Annotated in this window: 18 protein-coding genes and 1 tRNA gene; 14 read left to right on the plus strand and 5 right to left on the minus strand. The window is 59.2% G+C overall.

From position 1 onward, the window contains the following. Positions 1-12: 12 nt before the first annotated feature. Positions 13-759 carry a Nif3-like dinuclear metal center hexameric protein gene (locus ACAD63_RS01815; protein WP_434033347.1) on the plus strand — a complete coding sequence of 249 codons (747 nt, stop codon included), beginning with the start codon at positions 13-15 and terminating at the stop codon, positions 757-759. Between the two features lie 45 nt (positions 760-804). Here ACAD63_RS01815 and mscL read toward each other — a convergent pair whose 3' ends face one another. Next, positions 805-1,230: a large conductance mechanosensitive channel protein MscL gene (mscL, locus tag ACAD63_RS01820; RefSeq protein ID WP_434033348.1), complete on the minus strand. Its 426-nt coding sequence runs from the start codon at positions 1,228-1,230 to the stop codon at positions 805-807. A gap of 214 nt (positions 1,231-1,444) precedes the next feature. Here mscL and petA point away from each other — a divergent pair, with 214 nt between their 5' ends. From petA to ACAD63_RS01855, 7 genes are all read left to right on the plus strand, one after another. Further along, positions 1,445-2,062 (plus strand): ubiquinol-cytochrome c reductase iron-sulfur subunit, encoded by a 618-nt coding sequence (gene petA, locus ACAD63_RS01825; RefSeq protein ID WP_133093477.1) that lies wholly within the window; start codon positions 1,445-1,447, stop codon positions 2,060-2,062. Between the two features lie 2 nt (positions 2,063-2,064). Further along, on the plus strand, positions 2,065-3,468 hold the full coding sequence (locus ACAD63_RS01830) for a cytochrome b (RefSeq protein ID WP_133093478.1): 1,404 nt from the start codon (positions 2,065-2,067) through the stop codon (positions 3,466-3,468). Between the two features lie 36 nt (positions 3,469-3,504). Beyond that, positions 3,505-4,248, plus strand: coding sequence for a cytochrome c1 (locus ACAD63_RS01835; RefSeq protein ID WP_133093479.1), 744 nt, complete (start codon positions 3,505-3,507; stop codon positions 4,246-4,248). A 221-nt stretch (positions 4,249-4,469) separates the two neighbouring features. Next, a complete protein-coding gene (locus ACAD63_RS01840) occupies positions 4,470-5,081 on the plus strand; it encodes a glutathione S-transferase N-terminal domain-containing protein (RefSeq protein WP_010812311.1) in 612 nt (203 codons plus the stop codon). Between the two features lie 56 nt (positions 5,082-5,137). Next, positions 5,138-5,626 carry a ClpXP protease specificity-enhancing factor gene (locus tag ACAD63_RS01845; protein WP_133093480.1) on the plus strand — a complete coding sequence of 163 codons (489 nt, stop codon included), beginning with the start codon at positions 5,138-5,140 and terminating at the stop codon, positions 5,624-5,626. A 52-nt stretch (positions 5,627-5,678) separates the two neighbouring features. Continuing rightward, positions 5,679-5,754 (plus strand) — tRNA-Thr (locus ACAD63_RS01850). A 96-nt stretch (positions 5,755-5,850) separates the two neighbouring features. Then, complete coding sequence (locus tag ACAD63_RS01855; protein ID WP_434033349.1) at positions 5,851-6,894, plus strand: tyrosine-type recombinase/integrase; 1,044 nt, start codon at positions 5,851-5,853, stop codon at positions 6,892-6,894. Between the two features lie 490 nt (positions 6,895-7,384). Here the strand turns inward: ACAD63_RS01855 and ACAD63_RS01860 are convergent, their stop codons facing one another. Together ACAD63_RS01860 and ACAD63_RS01865 are read right to left on the minus strand one after the other, a co-directional pair. Continuing rightward, positions 7,385-12,685 (minus strand): sacsin N-terminal ATP-binding-like domain-containing protein, encoded by a 5,301-nt coding sequence (locus tag ACAD63_RS01860; RefSeq protein ID WP_434033350.1) that lies wholly within the window; start codon positions 12,683-12,685, stop codon positions 7,385-7,387. A 556-nt stretch (positions 12,686-13,241) separates the two neighbouring features. Continuing rightward, positions 13,242-14,114 carry a hypothetical protein gene (locus tag ACAD63_RS01865; protein ID WP_434033351.1) on the minus strand — a complete coding sequence of 291 codons (873 nt, stop codon included), beginning with the start codon at positions 14,112-14,114 and terminating at the stop codon, positions 13,242-13,244. Between the two features lie 457 nt (positions 14,115-14,571). On the opposite strand from ACAD63_RS01865, the gene ACAD63_RS01870 reads away from it, so the two are divergent. From ACAD63_RS01870 to ACAD63_RS01895, 6 genes are all read left to right on the plus strand, one after another. Then, a complete protein-coding gene (locus tag ACAD63_RS01870) occupies positions 14,572-15,183 on the plus strand; it encodes a helix-turn-helix domain-containing protein (protein WP_434033352.1) in 612 nt (203 codons plus the stop codon). A gap of 150 nt (positions 15,184-15,333) precedes the next feature. Then, positions 15,334-15,981 carry an HAD family hydrolase gene (locus ACAD63_RS01875; RefSeq protein WP_434033353.1) on the plus strand — a complete coding sequence of 216 codons (648 nt, stop codon included), beginning with the start codon at positions 15,334-15,336 and terminating at the stop codon, positions 15,979-15,981. Between the two features lie 1,714 nt (positions 15,982-17,695). Beyond that, a complete protein-coding gene (locus ACAD63_RS01880) occupies positions 17,696-18,412 on the plus strand; it encodes a hypothetical protein (protein ID WP_434033354.1) in 717 nt (238 codons plus the stop codon). Positions 18,413-18,471: 59 nt separating this feature from the next. Continuing rightward, on the plus strand, positions 18,472-19,800 hold the full coding sequence (locus tag ACAD63_RS01885; RefSeq protein WP_434033355.1) for an ATP-dependent Clp protease proteolytic subunit: 1,329 nt from the start codon (positions 18,472-18,474) through the stop codon (positions 19,798-19,800). A 45-nt stretch (positions 19,801-19,845) separates the two neighbouring features. Further along, positions 19,846-20,160, plus strand: coding sequence for a hypothetical protein (locus ACAD63_RS01890; protein ID WP_434033356.1), 315 nt, complete (start codon positions 19,846-19,848; stop codon positions 20,158-20,160). A 15-nt stretch (positions 20,161-20,175) separates the two neighbouring features. Continuing rightward, positions 20,176-21,063, plus strand: coding sequence for a hypothetical protein (locus tag ACAD63_RS01895; protein WP_434033357.1), 888 nt, complete (start codon positions 20,176-20,178; stop codon positions 21,061-21,063). A 510-nt stretch (positions 21,064-21,573) separates the two neighbouring features. On the opposite strand, the gene ACAD63_RS01900 is transcribed toward ACAD63_RS01895, so the two are convergent. Together ACAD63_RS01900 and manD are read right to left on the minus strand one after the other, a co-directional pair. Beyond that, positions 21,574-22,608, minus strand: coding sequence for a Zn-dependent oxidoreductase (locus ACAD63_RS01900; protein ID WP_195431133.1), 1,035 nt, complete (start codon positions 22,606-22,608; stop codon positions 21,574-21,576). Between the two features lie 65 nt (positions 22,609-22,673). Further along, on the minus strand, positions 22,674-23,882 hold the full coding sequence (gene manD, locus ACAD63_RS01905) for a D-mannonate dehydratase ManD (RefSeq protein WP_434033358.1): 1,209 nt from the start codon (positions 23,880-23,882) through the stop codon (positions 22,674-22,676). Positions 23,883-23,943 lie beyond the last annotated feature (61 nt).

Here is a 23,943-nt window from a genome sequence, read left to right on the forward strand (position 1 = left end):
TTTGAGCAGGAAATGAAAACAAAAGAGCTTGAATTGTACTTGAACGACCTGTTAGAGGTTTCCCGTTACAAGGACTATTGTCCCAACGGGCTGCAAGTGCAAGGTCGACCGGAAGTCACTCATGTCGTCACCGGCGTCACGGCGAGCCTGGCACTGGTCGAGGCCGCGGCCGAAGCCGGCGCCGATGCCATCCTGGTCCATCACGGCTATTTCTGGAAAAACGAAGATGCGCGTGTGGTCGGGCAGAAGCACGCGCGTTTGAAGCGGCTGCTTGGCGCCGACATCAACCTGTTCGCCTTCCACCTGCCGCTGGACAACCATCCGGAATTCGGCAACAACGCGCAGCTCGGGCTGCAACTCGGCTTCACGCCGACCGGGCGTTTCAGCGATGACCAGCTCGGCTGGACCGGCACCTTGCCCGCGCCGATGCCGCTGTCCGCGCTGGCGGCACACGTCGGCGGCGTGCTCGGGCGCGAGCCGCTGTCAATCGGAGAGCCGGAGCAGATGATCCGCATGATCGGCTGGTGTACTGGTGGGGCGCAGGGTTATTTCGATGCGGCGGTAGCCGCGGGCGTCGATGCCTACCTCAGCGGCGAGGTCTCGGAGCAGACCACGCACCTCGCGCGCGAGAGCGGCGTGGCGTATCTGGCCGCCGGCCATCACGCCACCGAGCGCTACGGCATCCGCTCACTGGGCGAACATGTGGCGCAACGCTTCGGATTGCGGCACACATTCATCGATATTCCCAATCCTGTCTGACCCAAAACAATACGGCCCCATCGGGGCCGTTTTATCGTTCTGGGCTCAGCGCGTCTTGAGGGCGTCACGGATCTCGCGCAGTAGCACCACTTCTTCAGGCGGCGCGGCCGGCGGCGGGAGCGGCTCCTTCTCGCGCATCTTGTTGAACGCGCGCACCATCATGAAGATGATGAAGGCCAGGATCACAAAGTTGACAACGATAGTCAGGAAACTGCCATAGGCAAATACGGGCACACCAGCCTTCTTCAACGCGTCCAGCGTCAATGGCGTTCCAGGCGGTGGATCGGCCAGCGTGACGAACATACTAGAGAAGTCCAGCTTGCCGACGACGCGGCCCACTACCGGCATGATCAGGTCATTGACCACTGAATCCACAATTTTTCCGAATGCAGCGCCAATGATCACACCGACCGCGAGGTCGATGACGTTGCCGCGCATTGCGAAGGTCCTGAATTCCGAGACCATGCCCATGGGGGGTTCTCCTTCTTGTTGCTAGCGATGAACGGTATCAAGCTGTCAGCCTGCCGCATCACTGCCCGGAAAGCAAGTCTGGAGGCGGATTCCCGGCTTGCATGTCCGATTATCGATCAAGGACAAGGCAATTTGCGCCTATCTAGTGCGCAGATGTCTAAGGTACACTTTATGGTTGACGCAAAATCTAAATTGACTTCCCCTGGGGTTTGGAATGAGTGACCAGCAAGACGTGAAGAGCGTGGATAAAGGTCGCCGCAATTGGTTGATCGCGACATCCGTCGCTGGCGGCGTCGGAGGCGTGGCGGTAGCGGTTCCTTTCGTCAGTACCTTTGCACCATCGGAGAAAGCCAAGGCCGCGGGTGCGCCAGTCGAAGCAGATATCGGTGCGCTGAAGCCGGGCGAGATGATGACTGTCGAATGGCGCGGCAAGCCGGTCTGGATCATGAAGCGGACCGAGGAACAGCTGGCGTCGCTGAAGAAGACGGACGGCGAGGTGGCCGATCCGAATTCCGAAATTCCTTTTACCATGCAGACGCCGGATTACTGCAAGAACGAAACCCGTTCGCGCGCAGAACACAAGGACGTCCTGGTCGTGGTCGGCATCTGTTCCCACCTTGGCTGCTCGCCTTCCGGCCCCTTCGCTTCCGGTGCCAATCCCCAACTCGGCGCCGATCCCGGTTTCCTTTGCCCTTGCCACGGCTCCACGTTCGACCTGGCCGGGCGCGTCTTCAAGAACAAGCCGGCTCCGCAAAATCTCGATGTTCCCCCCTACCAATTCCTGACTGACACCAAGATCGTGATCGGCAAGGATGAGAAAGGAGAAGCCTGATCATGGCGGCCGAAAAACAAGTCAAGACGACCGGCCTGATGGGCTGGATCGACGCCCGCTTCCCGGCAACGCAACTGTGGGAAGACCACCTTTCCAAGTACTACGCGCCGAAGAACTTCAACTTCTGGTACTTCTTCGGTTCGCTGGCGCTGCTGGTGCTGGTGATTCAGATCGTCACGGGTATTTTCCTGGTGATGAACTACAAGCCGGACGGCACGCTCAACGCCGCCGGCATTCCCGTGGCCTTCGCCAGCGTGGAATACATCATGCGCGAAGTCCCGTGGGGCTGGCTGGTGCGCTACATGCATTCGACCGGCGCCTCGGCCTTCTTTGTCGTGGTCTACCTGCATATGTTCCGCGGGCTGCTGTACGGTTCGTACCGCAAGCCGCGTGAACTGGTCTGGATCTTCGGCTGCCTGATCTTCCTGTGCCTGATGGCGGAAGCCTTCATGGGCTACCTGCTGCCGTGGGGCCAGATGTCGTACTGGGGCGCGCAGGTGATCGTGAACCTTTTCTCGGCGATTCCCGTGATCGGCCAGGACCTGTCGCTGTTCATCCGCGGCGACTACGTGGTGAGCGATGCCACGCTGAACCGCTTCTTCTCGTTCCACGTCATCGCGGTGCCGCTGGTGCTGCTGGCCCTGGTGATCGCGCACATCATCGCGCTGCACGAAGTGGGCTCGAACAACCCGGACGGCGTCGAGATCAAGGCCAAGAAGGACGAGAACGGCGTGCCGCTGGATGGCATCCCCTTCCACCCGTACTACTCGGTGCACGACACGCTGGGCGTTGCCGGCTTCCTGATCATCTTCTCGGCGGTGATCTTCTTCTTCCCGGAAGTGGGCGGCTATTTCCTGGAGCATAACAACTTCTTCCCGGCTGACCCGCTGAAGACTCCGCCGCATATCGCGCCGGTCTGGTACTTCACGCCGTTCTACTCGATGCTGCGTGCCACCACGTCGAACTTCCTGCCGATCCTGTGGGTGTTCTTCGCGCTGCTGCTCGGCATGGTGTTCCTGCGCAGCAAGGACGCACGCGTCAAGATCGGTGCGATTGCCATCGCCGTGATCCTGGCCGTGGGCTTCTACTTCATCGACGCCAAGTTCTGGGGCGTGCTGGTGATGGGCGGCTCGGTCGTGATCCTGTTCTTCCTGCCGTGGCTGGACTGCTCGCCGGTCAAGTCCATCCGCTATCGTCCCGCTTTCCACAAGTCCATCCTGATCGTCTTTGTGGTGGTGTTCCTGGTGCTCGGCTATCTCGGCGTGCAACCGCCGTCGCCGGTTGGTGAGAAGGTTTCGCAGCTCGGTACGCTGCTGTACTTCGCCTTCTTCCTGACCATGCCGCTGTGGAGCCGTGCCGGCGAGTTCAAGCCGGTGCCTGAGCGTGTCACGTTCCACCCGCACTGAGCGACGCGAACCCCGACAAGAGCACAAGGACACAAGATGAAAAAGCTGCTTTCGATCATCGCGCTGGCCGGCGCCTGCTTTGCCGGCGCGCCCGCCATGGCATCAGAGGGAGGCTTCCCGCTGGAGCCGGCACCGGTGAACACTGCCGACCTGTCGTCGCTGCAGCGCGGCGCCAAGCTGTTCGTCAACTACTGCCTGAACTGCCACGGCGCATCGATGATGCGCTACAACCGGCTCAAGGACATCGGCCTCACCGACGACCAGATCCGCCAGAACCTGCTGTTCACAGCGGACAAGGTTGGCGAGACCATGACCATCGCCATGCAGCCGAAGGAAGCCAAGGCCTTCTTCGGCGCGCAACCGCCGGACCTGTCGGTGATCGCGCGTGCCCGCGGCGACGACTGGCTCTATACCTACCTGCGCACCTTCTACCGTGACGACAGCCGCGCGACGGGCTGGAACAACCTCGTGTTCCCGAGCGTCGGCATGCCGCACGTGCTGTGGGAACTGCAGGGCCAGCGCGCCGCCAAGTTTACGGAAGTGGAAGAGCATGGCGAGAAGGTGCACAAGTTCGCCGGCTTCGAGCAACTGAGCCAGGGCAAGATGAGCAAGGTCGAATATGACCAGGCCACCGCCGACCTGGTCGGCTTCCTCGACTGGATGGCAGAACCCGCGCAGAATCACCGCAAGCGCCTTGGCGTGTGGGTGCTGCTGTTCCTGGGCATATTCACCGTCTTTGCATGGCGCCTGAACGCGGCCTACTGGAAGGATGTGAAGTAAGTCTTGCTGGTGGCGGCCCGGAGGCGGGCAGCCACGCCGAAGGCCAGATGCGGACGTTGCGAAGGCAGCATCGCTCTGGCCTTTTTCATTGGGCCAGGGTGATGAAATATGCCGGGGTAAGTGGATTAAATGCCACTTATTTGCTTTTCGGTGTCCGCTTTTGGCAGAATGGCAGACCTTACCGTCCGACCCAGCTCCGGCTAAGCCCAAGGAATCCAACCATGATGGTGTTGTATTCGGGTACGACTTGCCCGTTTTCCCAACGTTGCCGCCTTGTCCTGTTCGAAAAGGGCATGGATTTTGAAATCCGCGACGTCGACCTGTTCAACAAGCCCGAAGATATTTCGGTGATGAACCCCTACGGCCAGGTACCCATCCTGGTCGAGCGCGACCTCATCCTGTATGAGTCGAACATCATCAACGAATACATCGACGAGCGCTTCCCGCACCCGCAGCTGATGCCGGCCGACCCGGTCCAGCGCGCCCGTGCCCGACTGTTCCTGTTCAATTTCGAAAAGGAACTGTTCACGCACGTGTACACGCTCGAGAACGAAAAGGGCAAGGCCGCGGAGAAGAACCACGAACGCGCCCGCGCCGCGATCCGCGACCGTTTGACGCAGCTCGCGCCGATCTTCGTCAAGAACAAGTACATGCTGGGCGAAGAGTTCTCGATGCTCGACGTCGCCATCGCGCCGCTGCTGTGGCGCCTGGACCACTACGGCATCGAGCTGTCGAAAAACGCCGCGCCGCTGTTGAAGTATGCTGAACGCATTTTCAGCCGTCCCGCGTACATCGAAGCGCTCACCCCCTCCGAGAAGGTGATGCGCCGCTAATCGGCACCGGCCCGAAGGCATCCGCCCTCGGGCCACCCGGCGCCACTGGAAGCACAATGCCTGAAACCTCCACCAAGCCTTACCTGATCCGCGCCATTTATGAGTGGTGCACGGATAACGGCTTCACGCCGTACATCGCCGTGTTCGTCGATGCCAACACCAACGTGCCGCGCGAGTTCGTCAAGAACAACGAGATCGTGCTCAACGTGAGCTTCGACGCCACTAGCGGCCTGGATATGGGTAACGAGTGGATCACCTTCAGTGCGCGCTTTGGCGGTGTCTCGCGCAAGATCGACGTTCCCGTCGAGAACGTGCTGGCCATCTACGCCCGCGAGAACGGGCAGGGCATGGCCTTCCCGGTCGAACGCAGCGTGCCGGAAACGCAGGCCGCCACCGAGCGCGAAAACAACCCGCCGCCCAAGCTGGCCCCGGTGGAAGCCGAGACCCCGGCCACCACCGCCGACTCCGACCCGGGCGACGACGAAACGCCGCCCCCGGTGCCTCGCATCGGCGGCAAGAAGCCAGCGTTGAAGGTGGTGAAGTAAGCCATCCCCAAGTGGGCTGCGATGCAGTAGAATCGCGGTCTGCACCAGACATGCCGGCTTAGCTCATCAGGTAGAGCAGTTGATTTGTAATCATCAGGTGGCGGGTTCGAGTCCTGCAGCCGGCACCAGATAAATCAAGGGGTTACGTGAATTTCACGTGACCCCTTGTGCTTTCTGGGCGCTGAAAAGTACATTTTCGGTACAGTCAGCTCTCAGAACAGTACATGGCAACCATCGTCAAGACGCCTTCCGGCACCTGGAAGGCGGTCATTCGCAAGATCGGCTGGCCCACCACGGCCAAGACCTTCCGCACGAAGCGCGACGCCGAGGATTGGGCGCGACGGACTGAGGATGAGATGGTCCGGGGTGTGTACCTGTCTCGCGCGCCGTCTGAAAAGCTCACCGTATCGGCTGCATTGAAGCGTTACCTGGGTGAGGTGTCGATCACCAAGAAGCCGACCACCCAGCGCAGCGAGCGCTTTACCTCCCAGCACCTGGACGCCTTCTTTGGGAAATACTCTATGGCGGCCGTCAGTGCCGACCTGGTGGCCAGGTACCGCGATGAGCGACTGGGTGCCGGAAAGTCGAACAACACGGTGCGCATCGAGCTGGCAATGCTCGGGCACCTTTTCCGCACTGCGATTCAGGAGTGGGGCATCGGGCTAACCTTCAACCCGGTCGCAAACATCCGGAAGCCGAGTCCTGGGCCCGGGCGCAATCGCCGCCTGAGCGCTGACGAGCAGAAGCTGCTGTTCGCTGCAGTGGAATCGCACAGTAATCCCATGCTTGGATGGATCGTCCACCTCGCAGTAGAAACTGGAATGCGGTCCTCGGAGATCACCGGCCTACGCCGCTCCCAGGTTGACCTGCGGCGGCGCGTTGTTACGCTCGTGGATACGAAGAATGGAACTGCAAGGGTGGTGCCTCTGACGCGTGCTGCCACCGAGGTTCTCCAGCATGCAATCGACAACCCGGTTCGTCCCATTGACACGGATCTCATTTTTTTTGGCGAGCCGGGCAGGGGCGGTCGGCGCGCACCCTATGTATTCCAGAAGCTTTGGGCCCAGATCACCGCAGACATAGGCCTAGGCGATCTGCACTTCCATGATCTGCGCCATGAGGCCGTAAGTAGGCTGGTGGAGGCAGGGCTGAGCGATCAGGAGGTGGCGGCAATCAGTGGCCACAAGTCGATGCAGATGCTGAAGCGATATACGCATCTTCGCGCCGAAGATCTGGTGGCGAAAATGGATCGTCTAGCGGCCAACTGAGCGGCTAGCGACAAGGGTCTGCTGGCACGCAGTGGAGACACAATGGCGGTCGACTGACCGAACACGTAGTGCGAAAGTGGCTGTGTTACAAGGAATATTTTTGGGGTGGCAGATGGGATTCCACGGCCAACCACCCCGACCTAGCATCCATGCGGGTTTCCGGACCGTTGCCACACAAGGCCGTGTAGCGCGGAGTAGCAGTCCGGGGCGACTTGCCGAGGCTTTCAGAGCCCTCCAAGGTACTTTATGGTTGCGTTTAGTTGGATTCTGGCCGGAGTCACACCGGCCGCCGCCGCAAAGCGGATGGGGCACTCCGTGCAGATGTTCCTGAAGCACTACGCGCGCTGGATCGACGGCGACCTTGATCAGGCGCAGAACCAGCGGCTTGAGAACTTTCTGGCAGCCGCCGACGCCGACGCGAAGGTCGGCACCTGATGCCGCTTGCGCATGAGCACGCCCGGAGCCGCAATGCTGGCGTCACGTCGTTCCGTCATGACGGCTCAAATCGAAGTCGCGTGGCGCCGGTGCCGATCGTCTTGAAGAGGCGGCGACCCCGCTCGGTCATCGGATTGGGAAGCTCCATCACCCGCCAACGTGCAGGATCGAAGGCGAACGGTACGTACAGGATTCTGTACTTCCGATTTCCATCTGCGGCGCACTCGGCTGCACTCCGCATTTCGTTCTGCGTAAACTCGAACTCAAAGGCATCGTCTAGGTTCGATTTCACCTCGTAGCGCCACTCAGTCTCGACTGTCTGCAGCCGGAAATCGAACCCGAGGCTGTCGTCACCCTCCCAGTCGATCTCGAGCCGGCCTCGGTTCTCTGAGACCCAGCAGCGGTCGTTGTAGTGACCCTTGTGCTTTTCACGCAGGAACCGGCTGGCCAGATACTCACTGGCGAATCCCATCGCCCATTTCAAGTCCTCCGAAACCCTCTCGGTCCGACGTCGCTTCCCGCCCTGACCGCCGGTGCCGCCGCCACCCTTATCCGAAATCGCCTGCTCTGCGAGGTTGAACCGGCGGCGGGATCGCGTGAGCCACGCCCCGTCCGCCATCTGGGCGTCGGCGAGCACGATTAGGTTCTGCGCGAACTCCTTTGACCGGGTGTCGAGTGGACGGTCCGCGAAGGTAATCGTGCGCTTGGCGAGCTCGGCTTGCTCTCTGCGCTCGTCCTCACGTTTCTTCTCTCCAAGAAGGTCCTCTGGATCGAGGCCAAGCGCCACGGGATCGACGGTGTGAGGCATGCCGTGGGGCCAGCGGCCCGCCCGGGAGAGCGTTGCAATTTCCTGCCCGCCCTCCACCGGCGCGAAGTCGAGCAAGCCCTGTTGATCGACCGATTTGAGAACGGCGAGCGCGCCATCGGCCCACGGGTTCGGCTGCTCGTTCCGGAAGCACCAGGCGCCCACCGTTGGCGCCACCTCGTCAATGAAACGCTGAAGCGTGCGCTTTGAGCGGCTGCGAAGCGGTGTGAGCAGCTCCAGCTCGCGCTCCACATCGTCTCCGACGAGCTCGGCGAGGCGCGCCTCCAACAGGGTGGCTACGTCGTCCCTTGAAAGCTCCTCTCGGTCGATGACCCACCCTTCTTGGAACTCAAGAAAGTCGAGCGTTCGGAGGCTGACGTAACGATCCAGTGGGAAGCCCCCGTCAAATGACGACCAGAAGTGCCGCCGGAGCCGATCGACGGCGGCAGGCGAGAGCTCGGCCTTCCACGTTTCGAAGAGGCGCCGCAGCTCGCCCTCGTTGGAGAGGATCGGCTGACCCAGAGCGGAAAGCATCTGGTTCATGCGCCCGTAGTCGAGGCCGAGCGTCCGGCGGATCTCGGCGAGGTCCGGCCGCGCAAGAACGTCGAGTAGTTCGTGCGGCGGAAGCGGGAGACGGTCGGCAATCGAGGCAAGTGCCTCGAGGACCTTCGACCGCAAAGGGCTATCGCCTAGCTCGGTGCCAAGATTCTGGGCAGTCTGCAAGTCCGTAGCGCACGCCACAACGGGCAGCAATCTACGAATCAGCATGTCGCCGTCTGCCCGAAGCGCAAGAGCGTGCTCGCGGATCAGCTCTACCTTACACCCCAGCGCGCGGGCAAGTTCGTCTTCGGTAGGAGGTTCGCGCGGATCCTGCGTGACGCTCCTATGCGCCAACCTCAGCATAAGCATCTCGAGCGAGCGCATGCGACGGTCGAGCAGGGTGGAAAGGAATGGTGCGGCATCGGCCAGCACCGACCAAGTCAGCTCCTGACCATTCCCGACGACCAGCGTGGGGTGATCGTCATCAGGGAGCGCAAAGAACGGGAGCGCCTCGTCCACCGGCTTTCCCGCCACAGCGAGACTGATGTTTACGCAATAACGGAGGCGGACGCGGCGGAGCCGCTGGTCGACAGCGGAGCTGGAGATTTGCCGCTCGAGTTCCCGGCCGAGCAGCTCGTTCGCCAACACCGCAGCCTCTGGTAGCCATTCCAACCCGTCGCTTGCAAGCAGAGGGTCGGCGAGGCTCGCCACCATCGGCTCGCCATCAACGAGAACGTCGACTTGGTTGCGGTCGATGCCCAACGGATCGAAGCCGCCGCTCCCCCGAAGCAGCTCGAGCGCCGGTTCCACGAGGTCCTCCTCACCCAGTTCGAGGACCGGTTGGCCAGCGGCGATAATCGCCTTGGTCTCCGCCCGTAGCGAGTCGCCGGTCACGAAGACGCGCGTCGGCTCGGACTTGTTTCCTGTGACTACCGAGACACCGACCGAGGTGACCGTTGCGACCGGTAAGTCGGCAGGCAGCGTTGCTCCAGCCTCGCAGGCCTCCGCCCACGCGCGCTGATAGATTTTCCGGAAACTCACCCGCTCCCGCGGCTCCACGACGTTCGACCCCTTCGCCAAGTCGCCGAGCTTGCGAACTACCTCTCCGGTAGCCGACCAGTCGCGCAGGCCCACCAAAGAGCCGAACATGACCCCGGCGAGGCGCTTTTCGTCGTCTATCAGATCCACAAGTCGTTCGCGCGGGCGATCGACATACCGTGGCGGACGCTGCCTGCGGTCTTTCGTTGCCCAAAGGACTGTCGGGCGTTCAAAGCGTTCGGGGTCGCCCTCCACAGGCATCCAAGGCGCGTGTGCGATGAACACGGCGGCTGGCGTCGGTAACTCACGCTCGTTCTGCTCGCCTTGCCCGCGGTCGTAACGTCCGAGGCGCCACTTGAGCCATTTCTGATCGTCGCTCGCGAACTGCACAAGGAGGAGCTCAGCAAGGCGTTGGCGCGTCTCAGGCGGAAAGGTTTCGTGTTCGACTTGGCCGGGCACCCGCCAGAGGCCGCCCCGTCGGGTATACGTGGTCTGCGGATTTGGCAAATGGATGGCCGAATTCGCCGCAGTCCATGCTGCCGAGCGGCCCTTGGCCACAACTACGGTGCCCCGGAACCGGTCCCAAGTCCAGGAGGGTGTACCGGTCGTTGAGGCGCCCTCGTCATCTAGCAACGGGAGGCCGTCGCGAACGCCAGCAGCGCGGAGAAAGTCTATCCACTGCCTGCGGGCGTTACCCTCCGACTTCGGAGCCCAGCTAGGCTCAGGCGCCAGGAGGAGTTCCGCCGCTTGCGCGCAGTCGGGCGAGCGCGGAGCGGCCTCGGCGAGGTAGGTCGCGAGTCGCCACCCGGCATTCGTCCACCCCTCAGAAAACCGCGCCGTGCTCGCCGGCCGCCAGCCGCTTCTCGTCTCCACGTGCAGATCGACTTCGCGGAGGATCTTCTCCGACTTGGGGCCCTCGGCGCGCCACACGTCAAAGGCCCACTTCAGGAGCGCCTCGCGCCGTTTGGGCGCGGGCTTTTCGCCAAAGAGCGAGTGCATGCTATGCAGCACCTGGATGGCGTCGTAGCGACGCACCAGCCCTGCCTTGATGAAATCGGCGACGACCTCCGCGGCCATCGGAATCCCGTCGTCGAGAATGGCGATCTTGCTCGCAACTGCGGAGGACGGAAGCGGCGCACGGTCTCGGTCCCGCGGGCCGGCCTCACGGACGAACACGGGCGCACCGCCTGCTCCCCCCGCTGGCTCGATGCGGCCTTCACGGGTTCTGAGAATCTTTTTCCCGCTAAGCTGGCGCAGGCTGTTCGTCGGCGCGAGCGCCTTGCGCGCGTCGTTGTAGAGGCTGCCCCAGGTGTTGAGACCCGAGCCGTCCTCCTGAAGTGATAGTGCAACCGACTGTATCCAGTCGGCGAGCACGGCGTCGTCGGGCATCGGGTGCAGATGCACCGCCTCCATCAGCAGGCGGAGCCGGTCGAGCCGGGGGCCCTCGAGCCGGGGATCGGCAAGGCTGGAAATGCCCGCCTTTACCAGCCGGCGAACGCGCAGCATCTTGTATCCCTGCTCGTGCCAGATCCGCGACTTCCGGAACGTGGCCCAGCTGTTGTCGGAACCAGCGGCTGGCACGAGTGCGCAGTCGCGCCAGTCCACACCAACCCGCTGCGAGGCGCGGGCTAGCCGCTGCACGTCGTCGGGGGCCCAAGCAGCGAGGTCGAAGATGGTGTTGCGGCCAATTTCGTGCGCACGCGGCTTCAGCTCCGTCGCAGCGCGCAGCGCAGTCTCTGCTAGCTCGTCGAGCAGGAATGAGTTCAGGGGCAGGTCGAAGTTGGCGCGCCGCCTGTCGATAGATGCATAAAAAGGGGCGTCAACGTGGCCACGGATCCGGGACGGTACTTCAGTGGCCATCGGCAAGAAGTTGTACGTGCGGCCGCGCTCCGTGTCGCTTGCCGACAGAGCAATGGCCACCGCGACGCTCGGCTCACCGTGCCACTCGCGCCAGCGCGCGAGTTGGGGCTCCTTGGCGATGCTCGCCTCCACTGCAGCGGACAGGCGGGCGCGGTCCACAGACCTACGCGCCACGATGTAGCGACGGCTGCCCGGCCCTATGGCGACGATCTCGCAGCGCAAAGTGGAGTCTGCATCCGGCAACAGCCCGCTTTGGGCGCTACGTGTGAGAGTGCGTCGGCGAGCCGTGCCTGAGTCATCGATTTCTATCGCTACGCGCGCCAGGCGGTCCAGAAAGAGCAGAAGGGGCGCGTCAAGGTCCGCGAGGGCGGAGACCTGCTCGCGGGCGACCTTGACGGCGGCCGGCCCTGCCAGCGGGAGGTGCACGACGGTGGCGAACCCGCCCCTGGCGAACTCCTTGATTTCCTCCGTCTGGCTATGCAGCGGCATCGCGGCGAGATAGCGTGGGAGGACCTTTGCCACGTGATCCGCCGTAGCGACATCTGCGATTTCGAGGGTCATCGTCCTGACCTCGTCGGGGCCGGCAAAGCGGAAGCAGAACCCAGTGAACTCCTCTGCCGCGACGGCTTGCTCCTGTGAGTAGATCCTCGGGTCGTCGCACAGGGTTTCCACACTCCGGAACCCTAGCCCCTTGTTCCCGATGCCTTCGCCAACCGACTTGCTTGACACGCCGATGTTGCGAATGGCGTTCACATTCTTCCAGCTGAATCCTTTGCCCTTGTTCGCGATGAAGAGATCCCCGCTGTCGGCTCCCCTGATCACGAGCTTAAGAAGGATCGATCCCTCCTCGCCGTCCTCGTGCGCATCGTGCGCGTTCTGCACGAGCTCGTAGATCACGCGATCGCCATACTCGCCGCCGATCACCTCGCTCACGTTTCGAAGGCTCTCGTAGGTGAGCAGGCCCGAGCGGACGGCGTCTACGGTGTTGCGAAGCTGCGCCGTGAGCGTCGATTTCAGCTGCTCCGCTGGCGACTGAAATGGTCCGCCACCGACCGGCGGCGACGCCGGGGCGTCGTTCACGAGCGCCAATTGGATCACACTTGAATCGGTCACCGCTCTCCCCTCGTCATGGTTACCCGGTAGTGTTCCCGTCTTGTACGTTACCGGCTAACGGTTCGACTCAACAAGGTGTGCTGAATTTAGCGCTTACGACTGACTTGCGTCCATAGCCTGTGGATATCCTGTGAAGATGCTGGGGATATCGCCCTGGAATTTCCCCCCAATTGGGGACACTTCGCCCCCCAAAAGGGGACATATGCCCCCCAAATGGGGACATATCGGTCCGCAATCCCAAGCCAGGCAAGGGTTTCAGGGATGTAAACGTTATTTAAAGGTTTACTAAAGGTGTTGATAAGGGACGGGCCCGGCAGGTGTCTTCTCGATCGCTCCCTGCTAGGCATATGTCCCCAGATGGGGGGCGAGTGAGCGTGATTTTTCCAGAGCGGCAAACTTTTCTGACGCAAATAACCAAATAAATAAAAATTTCGGCCATTATGTTGCGGCTTTTTGTTGTGTACCCGCATTGCTCCCCTTAAACGGGGACAAATCACTGATCGCGAGGGCAATGGAAGGGGCTTAGGTCTGAGTTATCGCCCCGACGGGTGCAACTTCATTTGTAGGCGGAATACAGCGCCAAAGCAGTGTACCGACGAGCCAGTTGCGGCATCCATAGGAGAAGATGTAAGAACGGATTCTCAACGAACATGCCGATGTTAAAGGGCCCGTAAGGGCGGTACGCATGCTGGATCGCCTGGCGGTAGCGCCCGTCTGATGAAATTCGCTCTTGCTCTAGCCCCACGACGTAGCTCGACAAGTCATCAAAAACGCCCCAGGCGCGTAACTGAGGATGTAGGTCTGCCAGTGCAAGCCTTACGCATAGGTACGCCCTGAGCCCATGCTCGGCCAGAAAGCCGCGGGCATGCCCTTTCAGGCGATATAGGACCAGCGCTCGACTAAGGTCTACGATCGTAGTGGCCACGTCGCAATCGTAGTTGCCATACAGGCGGATTTCCAAGTCAGTGATGACGTCTTCGAAGTCCGCTGTAGGTCCCCACGCCCCCTCATATTCACTTGCGAGCGGAAAAATCTCCCAAAGCCGCTCCGTCGCGTGTTCGTGGCCCCAGAGCGCCGTCCATAGATTGGCTGGTCCTTGCCAGAACAGCTCAGTCACGCCGAGGTAGGGAAGGTACTCGCGCCCATACTTCGGCTGCTGCGAGGGCGCTGCATACGCGCGGGTTACCGAGCGCAACCCGCTAGGAGCTGTCATAACCGCGTAGTAGCGATCGTCCGGAAACAACTCATGCAAAAGGTCCAGGGATTCCCTGGTCAATGCCGCATCGCCGTGGAAGTTTCTTCTCCACTTCCGAGATCGCTGGGTACCCCAATCGACCAACGGGTGTCGCTCAGACATTGTCTGATCAAACCATCGAGCAAACTGGTCTGCGTTGTCGGCACATGTCGTACGGGCGAGCAGATCAAACATTGTCGCGACGGTGCGGATCCGATCTCGCAATCGATCGACGCGGCACTTAATTGTTCCGGCCGGCCGGCCACGCTTCTTTCGAGGTGCCGCATTCAGCCAAGGGTCCTGCGGTTGTCCTTGCATCGGCCTTTTAGACGCGGAATTTCTTTTACCCCGAAATGTAGCGCAGTTTGCGGAAGAATACCGACGTCAATCGCAACAGTGCGATGCAAGAGGAGTGGGCTTTGACCTCAACATTTGCGATCCTGAAGGACAAGTATTCGGTGTTACTCACGCTGCAGCAGCTAGCTGAAGTTCTAAGTCGGAGTCCGGACGGGCTTCGCATCAGCTTGGCCACATCTCGGTCGGATTGGGCTCGTCACATCAACGCGACGAAGATCCACATTGGCCGGCGCATGTACTTCCGTACGGAAGGCATTGCTCGACTTATTGACGAAGAAATCTCGGCGTCGCAAAGATGAGTGCCATAGCACCGACTGCGGACGCGAGCTTTCGAGCCGAGACCACGTGGTTTCATGTGTTTCGCTCGATGTTCTCTTCGCGCGATGCAGCAAGGATGGGGCCTTATGCTGTCACGGTGTACCTGGTCATCAAGGCGCATGCCAACTTCAATACTGGCAACTCCTTCCCTTCGATTGACGTAATCGTCGATGAAACAGGCATTAGCAAGAGCCAGGTGATACGGGTCCTAAAGGTCTTGGAGACCTTTGGTTACCTCAAACGGACAAAGGCCGGGCGAAAGAACGAGTATCGCCTTCGCGAAAAGGTGTCTATTCGCGATGGAAGGGGGCAACAGGCAGCCGTGGCGACTTGGGACTACCTTCCGACCACTGTGCAAGCAGCCATGGCAGACATAAAGAACCTCATGCTATCCGGAGATTTCTCTGGCTCCAGGGTCGTTCATATCGAGCGTTTGCAGATCAATGTCACGCATGCCGGCCGCGATGTCATCACACTAAACGCGGCGGACTTCGATGAACTTCCGATCGCGACACGGGAAGCACTCCTGTCCCTGCGAGACAAGCTTCCCTCAAGGGACGCGATAGAAGTTGTACACAGCTCTGAGTGACACGTATCCCTCAGACACCTGATGCCGTCGAATCGGTGTCTGGTAGGTACCTGATGGGCAGGGAAAGGTGTCTGCCAGAAACCCTAACAAGATATATCTTTTACCTTAAAAGAAGCGCCCCGGACTCTTGTTGGCTGTGGACAACTGAAAATGAAGACGGCAAAAGGGGCCCAGTGGGCCAGGAGCGTGCAACCGCGGCCCCCAACGCGCGCGGTAGTCTTCGACGCGTTTGGCACGCTAGTAGCGATCAGGCAACGGCGATGGCCATTCGCAAGGCTTGTGCGAGCGACAGCCGACCCGCGTCACGCGCTACAAGTTGTTATGACAAGACCGCTGGGGCTGCGCGAGGCAGCGCAAGCGCTAGGTTGCAACGAAGTTCCGCTCTCATCCCTCGAAGCTGACTTGGCTATCGAGCTGAACAGCATCACGTTGTTTCCAGAGGTTTCAGAGACGCTGGCGGCCATTCGTGCGCTAGGTCTCAAGATCGGCATCGCCTCGAACTTAGCTGCCCCCTATGGGGAGCCCGTGGTGCGGCAATTGCCTATGGTGCTAGACGGCTATGCATGGTCATTTCAGGTCGGTTTCCTCAAGCCCGACCCCATGCATTACCGATGGATATGTGAGGAACTGCAAGTGGCGCCAGAAGAGACGCTGATGGTTGGCGATACTCTGGCGGCAGATTTCCTCGGGGCGCGCTCCTACGGGCTGCAGGCGGTTCACCTGGATCGTAGTGGGCGAGCGCCGAAGCCCGATGTTCCAACAATTCGAACGCTGGTCGAGACCTTGGCGTGGCTCTGACTTGTTTGGGGTATTCACGGTGAATATCCGTGCTGCTGTTCAGCCTTTCCTGGGGTGATTCACGATGAATCCGGGCGAACTAACAGTCCGCTAACAGAAAACTAACACCAAACTAACACAAAGCTAACACTTCTCGGGTGGGCTTAGCCCCTCGCTAACATTTTGCTAACACCTGCCAGCTGAAGATGGTCTCAGGCCACCGGATCGTCGCCGCGAAAATTCACGGGAATGGAACATAAAGACTGTAGTACAGGATGGCGCAGAGATGGTCCCGCTCGCTTGAAGAACAAGGACTGCAGCTGTACTACGCACTGACGTTGCGGAGGCAAATTGTAGTACCCAGGGACTACAAGCCCAGCAGCGACCGCTGCTGGGCGCATGGTACGTCGGACTTCACCGCTCCAAGCCTCTTTCCTACAAAATTCCTACGGCGTTCCAACAGATTCCCAAGGACTCCTACAGAATTCCTACAGGTTTCCTGCAGCGCTTCAAGATTCCTACAGGATTCCTACAGAGGCCGGCGCATCCTGGGGAAATGCCCCGCTTACGGGAATGGAACATAAAGGGTGTGGCACACAAGTGCTGCTAAAATAGCTTAACCTATTGTTTTATTTGCGATATTCGTGTGTCACGGAATCGTTTCTGTATCGTGATTTGTATTCGAATCCGAATACAGGCTTGAAGTGTGCAAGCCGTATCAATCGAGTGCAGGTCCAGCGTTCATGGCAGCCGAGTTGGAGTCGATGAAAGGAGTGTTTCGCGTACCACATTCGTACGTGTAATCCAATGAGCCATGTCCCCTTTCAGGCGCATCCGGCCGGAGCACTATGGACAAGTGCAAGCTGAGCGCCCGCGCCTGGATTCATCGTGATGGCGACTTTCAGCCGTGGACTCAAGGGGATCGAGGTAAGCGCAGTTGTCTGAGCTACTCTACCGATGCACACCGGCCATCACGGTGAATGGCCGTTCCTCGTCTTCCCGTAGGTTGATGCGCTGGCGGATAGCACCTACGCCCATACTCGGTTGTGCGAGCCAATTCTCGACGCGAGCTTGGGCAGCAAGTAGCTCAGCCTTTACGTTGCCCATATCCTCTACGCGGCGTCCGATGTGGAGCATTTCGGATGTGGGCGGCTCCTGTGACAAGGCAGCGGCCACCAAGGCATCGGCCTTTGCGCGTGCCCGCATGAATGACGAGAGCCTTGCAGGGGGGCGTTGTTGGCGCGCTTTAGACATTCAGGGCTGTACAAGAAGCCCGTTCAATGCGCTCAATACTACTCGGGATGACTGGGCTCCGTAGTGCCCGAACGGCAGCATTTCACGCAAAGATCGGACACAGGGTGTCATTTCGGCAGATAACCACCATGGCACCATGGATGCTTCTCAGGGCCATCGCGAACGTCGCCCGGCCTCGGTCGTCGCTAGACGTTCGTTCGACACAACGCTTGATACACCTTGTTGCTTGCAGAACGTGCATACGTCAGTGCATCATTCAACCCGCAGGCACGACTCCCGCTCATGTGCGGCATGCGGCTCTTATGGGGCTGTCGAGTTGCGTCAAGCCTGTGCCGTAGCAGAAATTGGGCTTGGAAGCTCCGACTTCGGCGCGAGTGATAGAAAAAAACAATGGAACTTGGGTGGCCCAGCGACTTTAGCTAGGCCTAAAATTCGCCGTTAGTCAAGCGTACGGCGAATTTTCATCGTTTCACGATATAAAATGACAACAACCGTGTTCGACGGGGCGGCTCGATTGGTGACGAGCGATTCCCGATGGTCCGCGCCCTTGAGGTCCGCAATCGCATTCGTAGACGATACCGGCTTCGGGAAGATTGAACTTGCGAGTGGGAACGCGTTCGTATTTGCAGGCGACTCGGCCCAGATTGCTGAATGGAAGTCGTGGCTGCACTCCTCGCCGACTGGTGCTGCAGGTCACCCTCCGGCAACCAAGGGCATCAACATGCTGATCGCGAACGTCGATTCCGGCAAAGTCGCTTTCGAGTTTGGACAGTCTGAGTTGCCCAACGCACGGTTTGGCGGATCAGGGGCGATCCATGCTAGAGATTGTTGGGCAGCAAATGGCGACGGACGCCGTGCTGTGGAAACCGCCAAGCTCTTTGATCCATACACCGGTGGAAGCACGAAATTTTTGGAATTTGGTTCTGGCCGTGGCAACTTCGCAGATGAGGTTGGCTTGGACGGATTACGTGATGCATTTTTGCAAAGGGGTAAGATCATGTACATGAACAGCACGAAGGCAATCGTTCCTGTTGATGTCGCCGCGCAGCAGGATCCACAAGTTCACGCCCTGCGAGACAAGATTGCGGCTGGCGAGGTTTCGATGTCCGCTCCGTGCCACAGCATGTACAACGAATGGTCGGACCAGGATCGTCAGCGTCTCGATGCCGTTTTGGATCGAATCTTTCTTGCGGACTAATAATTTCGCACTTAAAAAATGCCCGCATTAGCGGGTTTTTTTTTGTCCCATTGGACAAGATGATGGCTTCAAGTGAAAAATCGTACACGATAGATTGGAAGCGGGCGATCTTCATTAACGACACGATCGACGATGTGCTGGTGAAAAGGCTCACCCCGGAAATCTTGCTTCTCCGTGAAGAGAGCGATTTACCCATTACGGTTGGGATCGACAGCCCCGGGGGTTCACTCGCTTCCTTGGATATGCTGCTAGCCCTGCTTAGAGGGCCGAATCAGCGTGTAAAGAAGGGCGAAATAATTACCGTTGTTACAAATCGCGCTTACAGTGCAGCGGCAAACCTCTTGGCATTCGGTGATTATGCCGTCGCTATGGAGCATGCCAAGATTTTGTATCACGATGTCCGTTATTCAGGGCTGCAGGACGTGACGCCCGACAAAGCTTCTGCTGCTGCAAAAGATTTGAAGGAGGCCAATGAGAAGCACGCGCTGAAGCTGGCGGGGCGAATTGTTTCTCGCATGATTTGGAATTACATTGGCTTGACATCAAAGTTTGAAGAAAAATGCAATGAGTTGTCGAATGTAGTTCGTCATCTTGAAGCGCAGTTAGGGCCAACGGTGAGGCCTACGGCTGGCACGTTGGACGTTATCAGTTTTATGGTTACTTTGTACGCGGAACTTTCGCAACAGAGTGATAATCTAATTCCACAGGTTGCAGAACGACTTGGGAATTGGGTTCGCATGAAGCAAATAGTTGCCGATGCACCGACCTATCGCCAGAAAGGCAGTCGCACACCGGGCATCTTGGATGGTGCAAGGCATCTTTACGAGGCCTTGAATCCAGCGGGTAAATCCAGGGGCGAGATTCTACCTTATCAAGAAGACCTTAAATTACTTCATTGCTTGACGATCAGCACGCTTGCAGAGCCAAAGCGGATCAGTGATCGAGATTTTGGTGCGACATTTGCAGAGGTAATGCATGAGTTCGCCGTTATTCAAATGATGAACGGGCCTGCTCACGCCAAAGAAGCGTTGCGCCTGATGCTTGTGCACCAAGAGGCATTTTTTGGGCGGGAAATTATCAACGACGAATTTTTCAAGAAAACTGATGAGGAGCAAGCTGCAATTCTGTCTCCTGTGAGACCAATCGCACAGATGTTTTGGTATTTTTGCGCGCTACTCTGCAGGGAATTGTTTGCCGGGGATCACTACCTGACGCCGGCGGATGCCCAGCTCCTCGGCCTCGTTGATGAAGTTTCGGGGGGCGGGCACATTCAAAGTGTCCGCGAAGTGTATGTGCAACAGCTAGAGGTGGAGCGCAAGCGCGAGGAGGAGCAACAGCGGCAGGACAGGGAGCGAGCGGATGACGCGACGAGGGAGACTGGGGTATAGTCGGTTAGCATGGTGCGGTAGGAATAATGAAGAGCGAGGGAACACATGAAACTTCATGACATCTTGTCAACGGATTTGCCAGATATTGACGATTCGACCAAGGAATGCGTGAATCTCGGGCAATGGCTATTGTTCAAATCTGAAAAGCGACAAGAAGGTGCTCGTGATAAGGTTGCATTTTATCTCAAGGCAGGCGCCAGCGTTTATGGATTGAACGAAAAAGGCGCTGTCCTGGAAGAGCTTGATCGAAAATATGAAAACCTTCAGATCGATGAGTTGTATTATTTTTCCGATTTGCCTAAGCCTGGGTCGCTAAGCAATTTTTCGACTTCCTTGGACGCGGCGCCAGATTTGATGTGATTGATTGGTGAGGAAATGGGGCTCAGAAAAGATAATACAAAGTGGGTTTTATTTCTATCCTCCGCTCGGGAGCCGGACTCTCGTCATGTAAATGATTTGGTGTTCGGACTTCAGTGTTTGGAGGCGGCGGGTGTGCAGGCGAAGGATATATTTATTTATATTGACGGAGCTAATAGGGCGCTGATTTCAAACTTCATGTCCAATGGGACAAGGAGTGCGATTCCAATCAAAACTTCGGCAGATTTTTTTGTTGATCTTCAAGTCAATAGCCATGAAAGTATGGTGATGTTCGTGACGGGACATGGGGGTATAGATGGAATCGATGCAAATCCGCCTATAACTCCGCACAAACTGCTTAGTGGAATTAAATCAGCTCCGCATCTTAATCGGGCGGTTATTTATCTCGGTCAGTGCCATGCAGGGATATTTAACTACATCGGTGCTGGTAGGAAAGGAAAGGAAGGGGGGCATGATCCCGATGTAATTTTTATTGGCGCGACGAATCTCCACGAAAGTCTTAGCTCGTCGACGACGGAGACGCTGGTAAACGGACCTTTGACGTGGGTGGCCAATCTGTTTCTGCTTCACGTCTTCAAATGGATTTCCAATCCGGTTGATGTCGATGGCGACGGTCGTGTGACGGTAATGGACTCCTATAAGTATGCAGGTGTTCTGTCCAATATGAAGAGCAAGCAAATAAAGGGACAGTCATTTGTCGAGTCCATCAACTTGCATCAGAGGTGGGTAGCTGCTTCTGCGGCCGATCAGGCACATTCAACCCCCCAGACGCAACTCGCACTAAAGTCGGTTGAAATGCAATACGACAGTCAGCTACAAATTCGCTACGTACATCAAGAGTGCTGGATCTTGAATGCGATCCCCGCCCAGCAAGTGGAGTTGTAGTGGTTGGCGTGCGCCTTTATCCCATGTGATCGATGCGTCGGCACTGCGCCGTGTGCGTCGAGCGGACGTAGGCATCAGTACAAAGACAGTACGTTCACCAGTTCGTCCCGCCTTCGCTAACTTACGCTAAGTTACTGAATCTAAAGTACTTTACTCTTTTGCTAACTACGCCAGATTTCCTTTGAATATCAATAACTTATTGATTTAATTGAAAATTTGTAATCATCAGGTGGCGGGTTCGAGTCCTGCAGCCGGCACCAGGAATATAAATGGCCTCCCGATTCGGGAGGCCATTTTCATTTGGGTAGTGCATTAGCAACATTCGACGATATCTAAGATTGGCGGCATATCAGGCAGGCTCGTAAGCGCGCGGTGATCTCGTCTTGACGACAGGGCCGCGGTCAGGACGGTGGGAGTTGCCAGTGATGAGGCAGAAGATCCACCTATTCGTTAAGTGGACACGATACTCCCAAGGCCCTCACTGCAATTCAAGACGGGTTGCCCGGACGCTTACGCAGGCTCGCCAAAGTCGAGCAATATCTTGCAGCTCTCGCGCGGGTTGTGTTCGGCAAGGTCCAGGGCATCGGCGACATCGTGGAAATCGATCCGATGCGTGACGATGCAGCCGGGGTCGACCAGCCCCTGGGAGATCCAGTCGATCACGGTGGTAAACATGTCGCAGTTCAGGCGCGAGGCATAGAGCGAGAGTTCCTTCCGGGTCAGCTCCAGTTGCGGAACGGCCGATGGCATCGCGGAAAAGCCCAGTATGCCGATGCGTCCTGCCGGGGCGGCAATGCGCACGGCTTCCTCCAGGATCGATGGGTGGCAGACGGCGTCGTAGATAAGTGTCGGGCCCTCTGCCACGCCGCGTTTTGCAAGGGCCTGTCCGATGTCCTCATGTGAGGTGTTGATGACGTCATCCGCATCGGCGCCGCAATGGCGGGCCAGCGCCAGCCGTTCGTCAAGGTGGTCGGTGATCAGAACCCGTGCACCGTAGACGCGCTTGAGTACTTGCAGCAGGTTCAAACCGATAGGGCCGGCGCCATAGATCAACGCGATGTCTTCGCGCAGCACGCCTGTGCGGTGGGTCATGTTTGCCGCGACGGCGAAGGGCTCGATCACCGCCGCGCTCGTCGCCGCCAGGCCAGCCGGCACCGCGTAGGCATTGCACGCCGGCACGCACGTGTATTCGCTGAAGCCGCCGTCACGGTGCACGCCGATTACCTGCATGCGGCTGCAGACGTTGCGCCGGCCAATGCGGCAGGCGTGGCATTGGCCGCAACTGATGACCGGATCCACCGCCACGCGTTCGCCGATGCGCTGCGCGCTGATGCCCGCGCCGACAGCGTCGATATGACCCATGAATTCATGGCCGATAACGCGGGGATACGCTGCGAACGGATTCTTGCCGTGGAAGATGTGCAGGTCGGAGCCGCAGATGCCGGCATAGCGCACGCGCAGGCGGACTTCGCCGGGGGCGGGGGTGGGGATGGGCCTTGCGCACAAGGACAGGCCGTGGGGTTGGTTAACGACGATGCTCAACATGTTGGGTGCTGGTGGCATGGGGGACGGCATTGTGTGGAAGTGAGCGTCATCTATCGCGTGCCAGGCTACCAGTTCCACATCGCTCCATCGCGTAGCCTTGCCACAGGCAGGTAGGCACGCTCATACGGGTACCTGGCGGCCAGCGCTTCGTCGATGTCGACGCCAAGTCCAGGCACCTCGTCCATGACCAGATGGCCGTCCGCAAAGCGATAGTTGTGCGGGAACACTTCGTCGGTCAGCGCGTTGTGCGGCATCAGTTCCTGGATGCCGAAGTTCGGCGCCCACAGCCCGAAGTTGACCGCCGCCGCCATGCACACCGGCGACAGGTCGGTGGCGCCGTGGAATCCGGTGCGCACCTGGTGCATCGCGGCGAAGTCCGCGATGCGCCGCACATGCGTGATGCCGCCGGCATGGACGATGGTGGTGCGGATGAAGTCGATCAGCTGGTTGCCGATGAGGTCCTTGCAATCCCAGATCGAATTGAAGACTTCTCCTACCGCCAGCGGCGTGGTGGTGTGCTGGCGGATCAGGCGGAAGGCGTCCTGGCTTTCGGCCGGCGTGGCGTCTTCCAGCCAGAACAGGCTGAACGGCTCGAGTGCCTTGCCAAGGCGGGCCGCTTCGATCGGCGTCAGCCGGTGGTGCGCATCATGCAGCAGGTGTGGCCCGAAGCCGATGGCATCGCGCACCTTGCGGAACAGTTCCGGCGTGTGGCGCAGGTAGAGGGCAGTGTCCCACGGTTCTTCCGGCGGGAGCCCCTTCTCCGCGGGTTCATAGTGGCCGGCTTGCTTGCCCACGCCATACACCTTGGAGAGTCCCGGCACGCCGGATTGCACACGGATCGCCTTGAAGCCCTCCTCGATATGCCGGTGGACGGCATCGACGGCTTCCTCGTGGTCGCGGCCGTTGGCGTGCCCGTAGACCAGCAGCCGTTGCCGGCTCTTGCCGCCCAGCAACTGGTACACCGGCATGTTCGCCAGCTTACCGAGAATATCCCACAGCGCCATGTCGATCGCGGCGATCGCGGTCATCGTGACGGGGCCGCGCCGCCAGTAGGCGCCGCGATACAGGTATTGCCAGATGTCTTCGATGCAGCGCGGGTCGCGGCCGATGAGGCAGGGGATGACATGCGCGTCGAGGTAGGTGCTGACCGCAAGCTCGCGGCCGTTGAGCGTGGCATCGCCAAGTCCGTAGACGCCCTGGTCCGTCATCACCTTGACCGTGACAAAGTTGCGGCCCGGACAGGTGACGATGGTTTGTATCCGTTCGATCTTCAAGACGTGCTCCGGCAGTTGTGCGCTTCCCACTGGCTGCGTCATCGCATGCGGGGTGCGCACG

The sequence above is a fragment of the Cupriavidus sp. a3 genome, from assembly GCF_051015765.1.
GTDB lineage: Bacteria > Pseudomonadota > Gammaproteobacteria > Burkholderiales > Burkholderiaceae > Cupriavidus > Cupriavidus oxalaticus_A.

Bases quoted from the DNA above. Each gene is read 5' to 3' on its own strand.
- ACAD63_RS01815 (WP_434033347.1), top strand. From the start codon at position 13: ATGAAAACAAAAGAGCTTGAATTGTACTTGAACGACCTGTTAGAGGTT.
- mscL (WP_434033348.1), bottom strand. From the start codon at position 1,230: ATGGGCATGGTCTCGGAATTCAGGACCTTCGCAATGCGCGGCAACGTC.
- petA (WP_133093477.1), top strand. From the start codon at position 1,445: ATGAGTGACCAGCAAGACGTGAAGAGCGTGGATAAAGGTCGCCGCAAT.
- ACAD63_RS01830 (WP_133093478.1), top strand. From the start codon at position 2,065: ATGGCGGCCGAAAAACAAGTCAAGACGACCGGCCTGATGGGCTGGATC.
- ACAD63_RS01835 (WP_133093479.1), top strand. From the start codon at position 3,505: ATGAAAAAGCTGCTTTCGATCATCGCGCTGGCCGGCGCCTGCTTTGCC.
- ACAD63_RS01840 (WP_010812311.1), top strand. From the start codon at position 4,470: ATGATGGTGTTGTATTCGGGTACGACTTGCCCGTTTTCCCAACGTTGC.
- ACAD63_RS01845 (WP_133093480.1), top strand. From the start codon at position 5,138: ATGCCTGAAACCTCCACCAAGCCTTACCTGATCCGCGCCATTTATGAG.
- ACAD63_RS01855 (WP_434033349.1), top strand. From the start codon at position 5,851: ATGGCAACCATCGTCAAGACGCCTTCCGGCACCTGGAAGGCGGTCATT.
- ACAD63_RS01865 (WP_434033351.1), bottom strand. From the start codon at position 14,114: ATGTTTGATCTGCTCGCCCGTACGACATGTGCCGACAACGCAGACCAG.
- ACAD63_RS01870 (WP_434033352.1), top strand. From the start codon at position 14,572: ATGAGTGCCATAGCACCGACTGCGGACGCGAGCTTTCGAGCCGAGACC.
- ACAD63_RS01875 (WP_434033353.1), top strand. From the start codon at position 15,334: ATGAAGACGGCAAAAGGGGCCCAGTGGGCCAGGAGCGTGCAACCGCGG.
- ACAD63_RS01880 (WP_434033354.1), top strand. From the start codon at position 17,696: ATGACAACAACCGTGTTCGACGGGGCGGCTCGATTGGTGACGAGCGAT.
- ACAD63_RS01885 (WP_434033355.1), top strand. From the start codon at position 18,472: ATGATGGCTTCAAGTGAAAAATCGTACACGATAGATTGGAAGCGGGCG.
- ACAD63_RS01890 (WP_434033356.1), top strand. From the start codon at position 19,846: ATGAAACTTCATGACATCTTGTCAACGGATTTGCCAGATATTGACGAT.
- ACAD63_RS01895 (WP_434033357.1), top strand. From the start codon at position 20,176: ATGGGGCTCAGAAAAGATAATACAAAGTGGGTTTTATTTCTATCCTCC.
- ACAD63_RS01900 (WP_195431133.1), bottom strand. From the start codon at position 22,608: ATGTTGAGCATCGTCGTTAACCAACCCCACGGCCTGTCCTTGTGCGCA.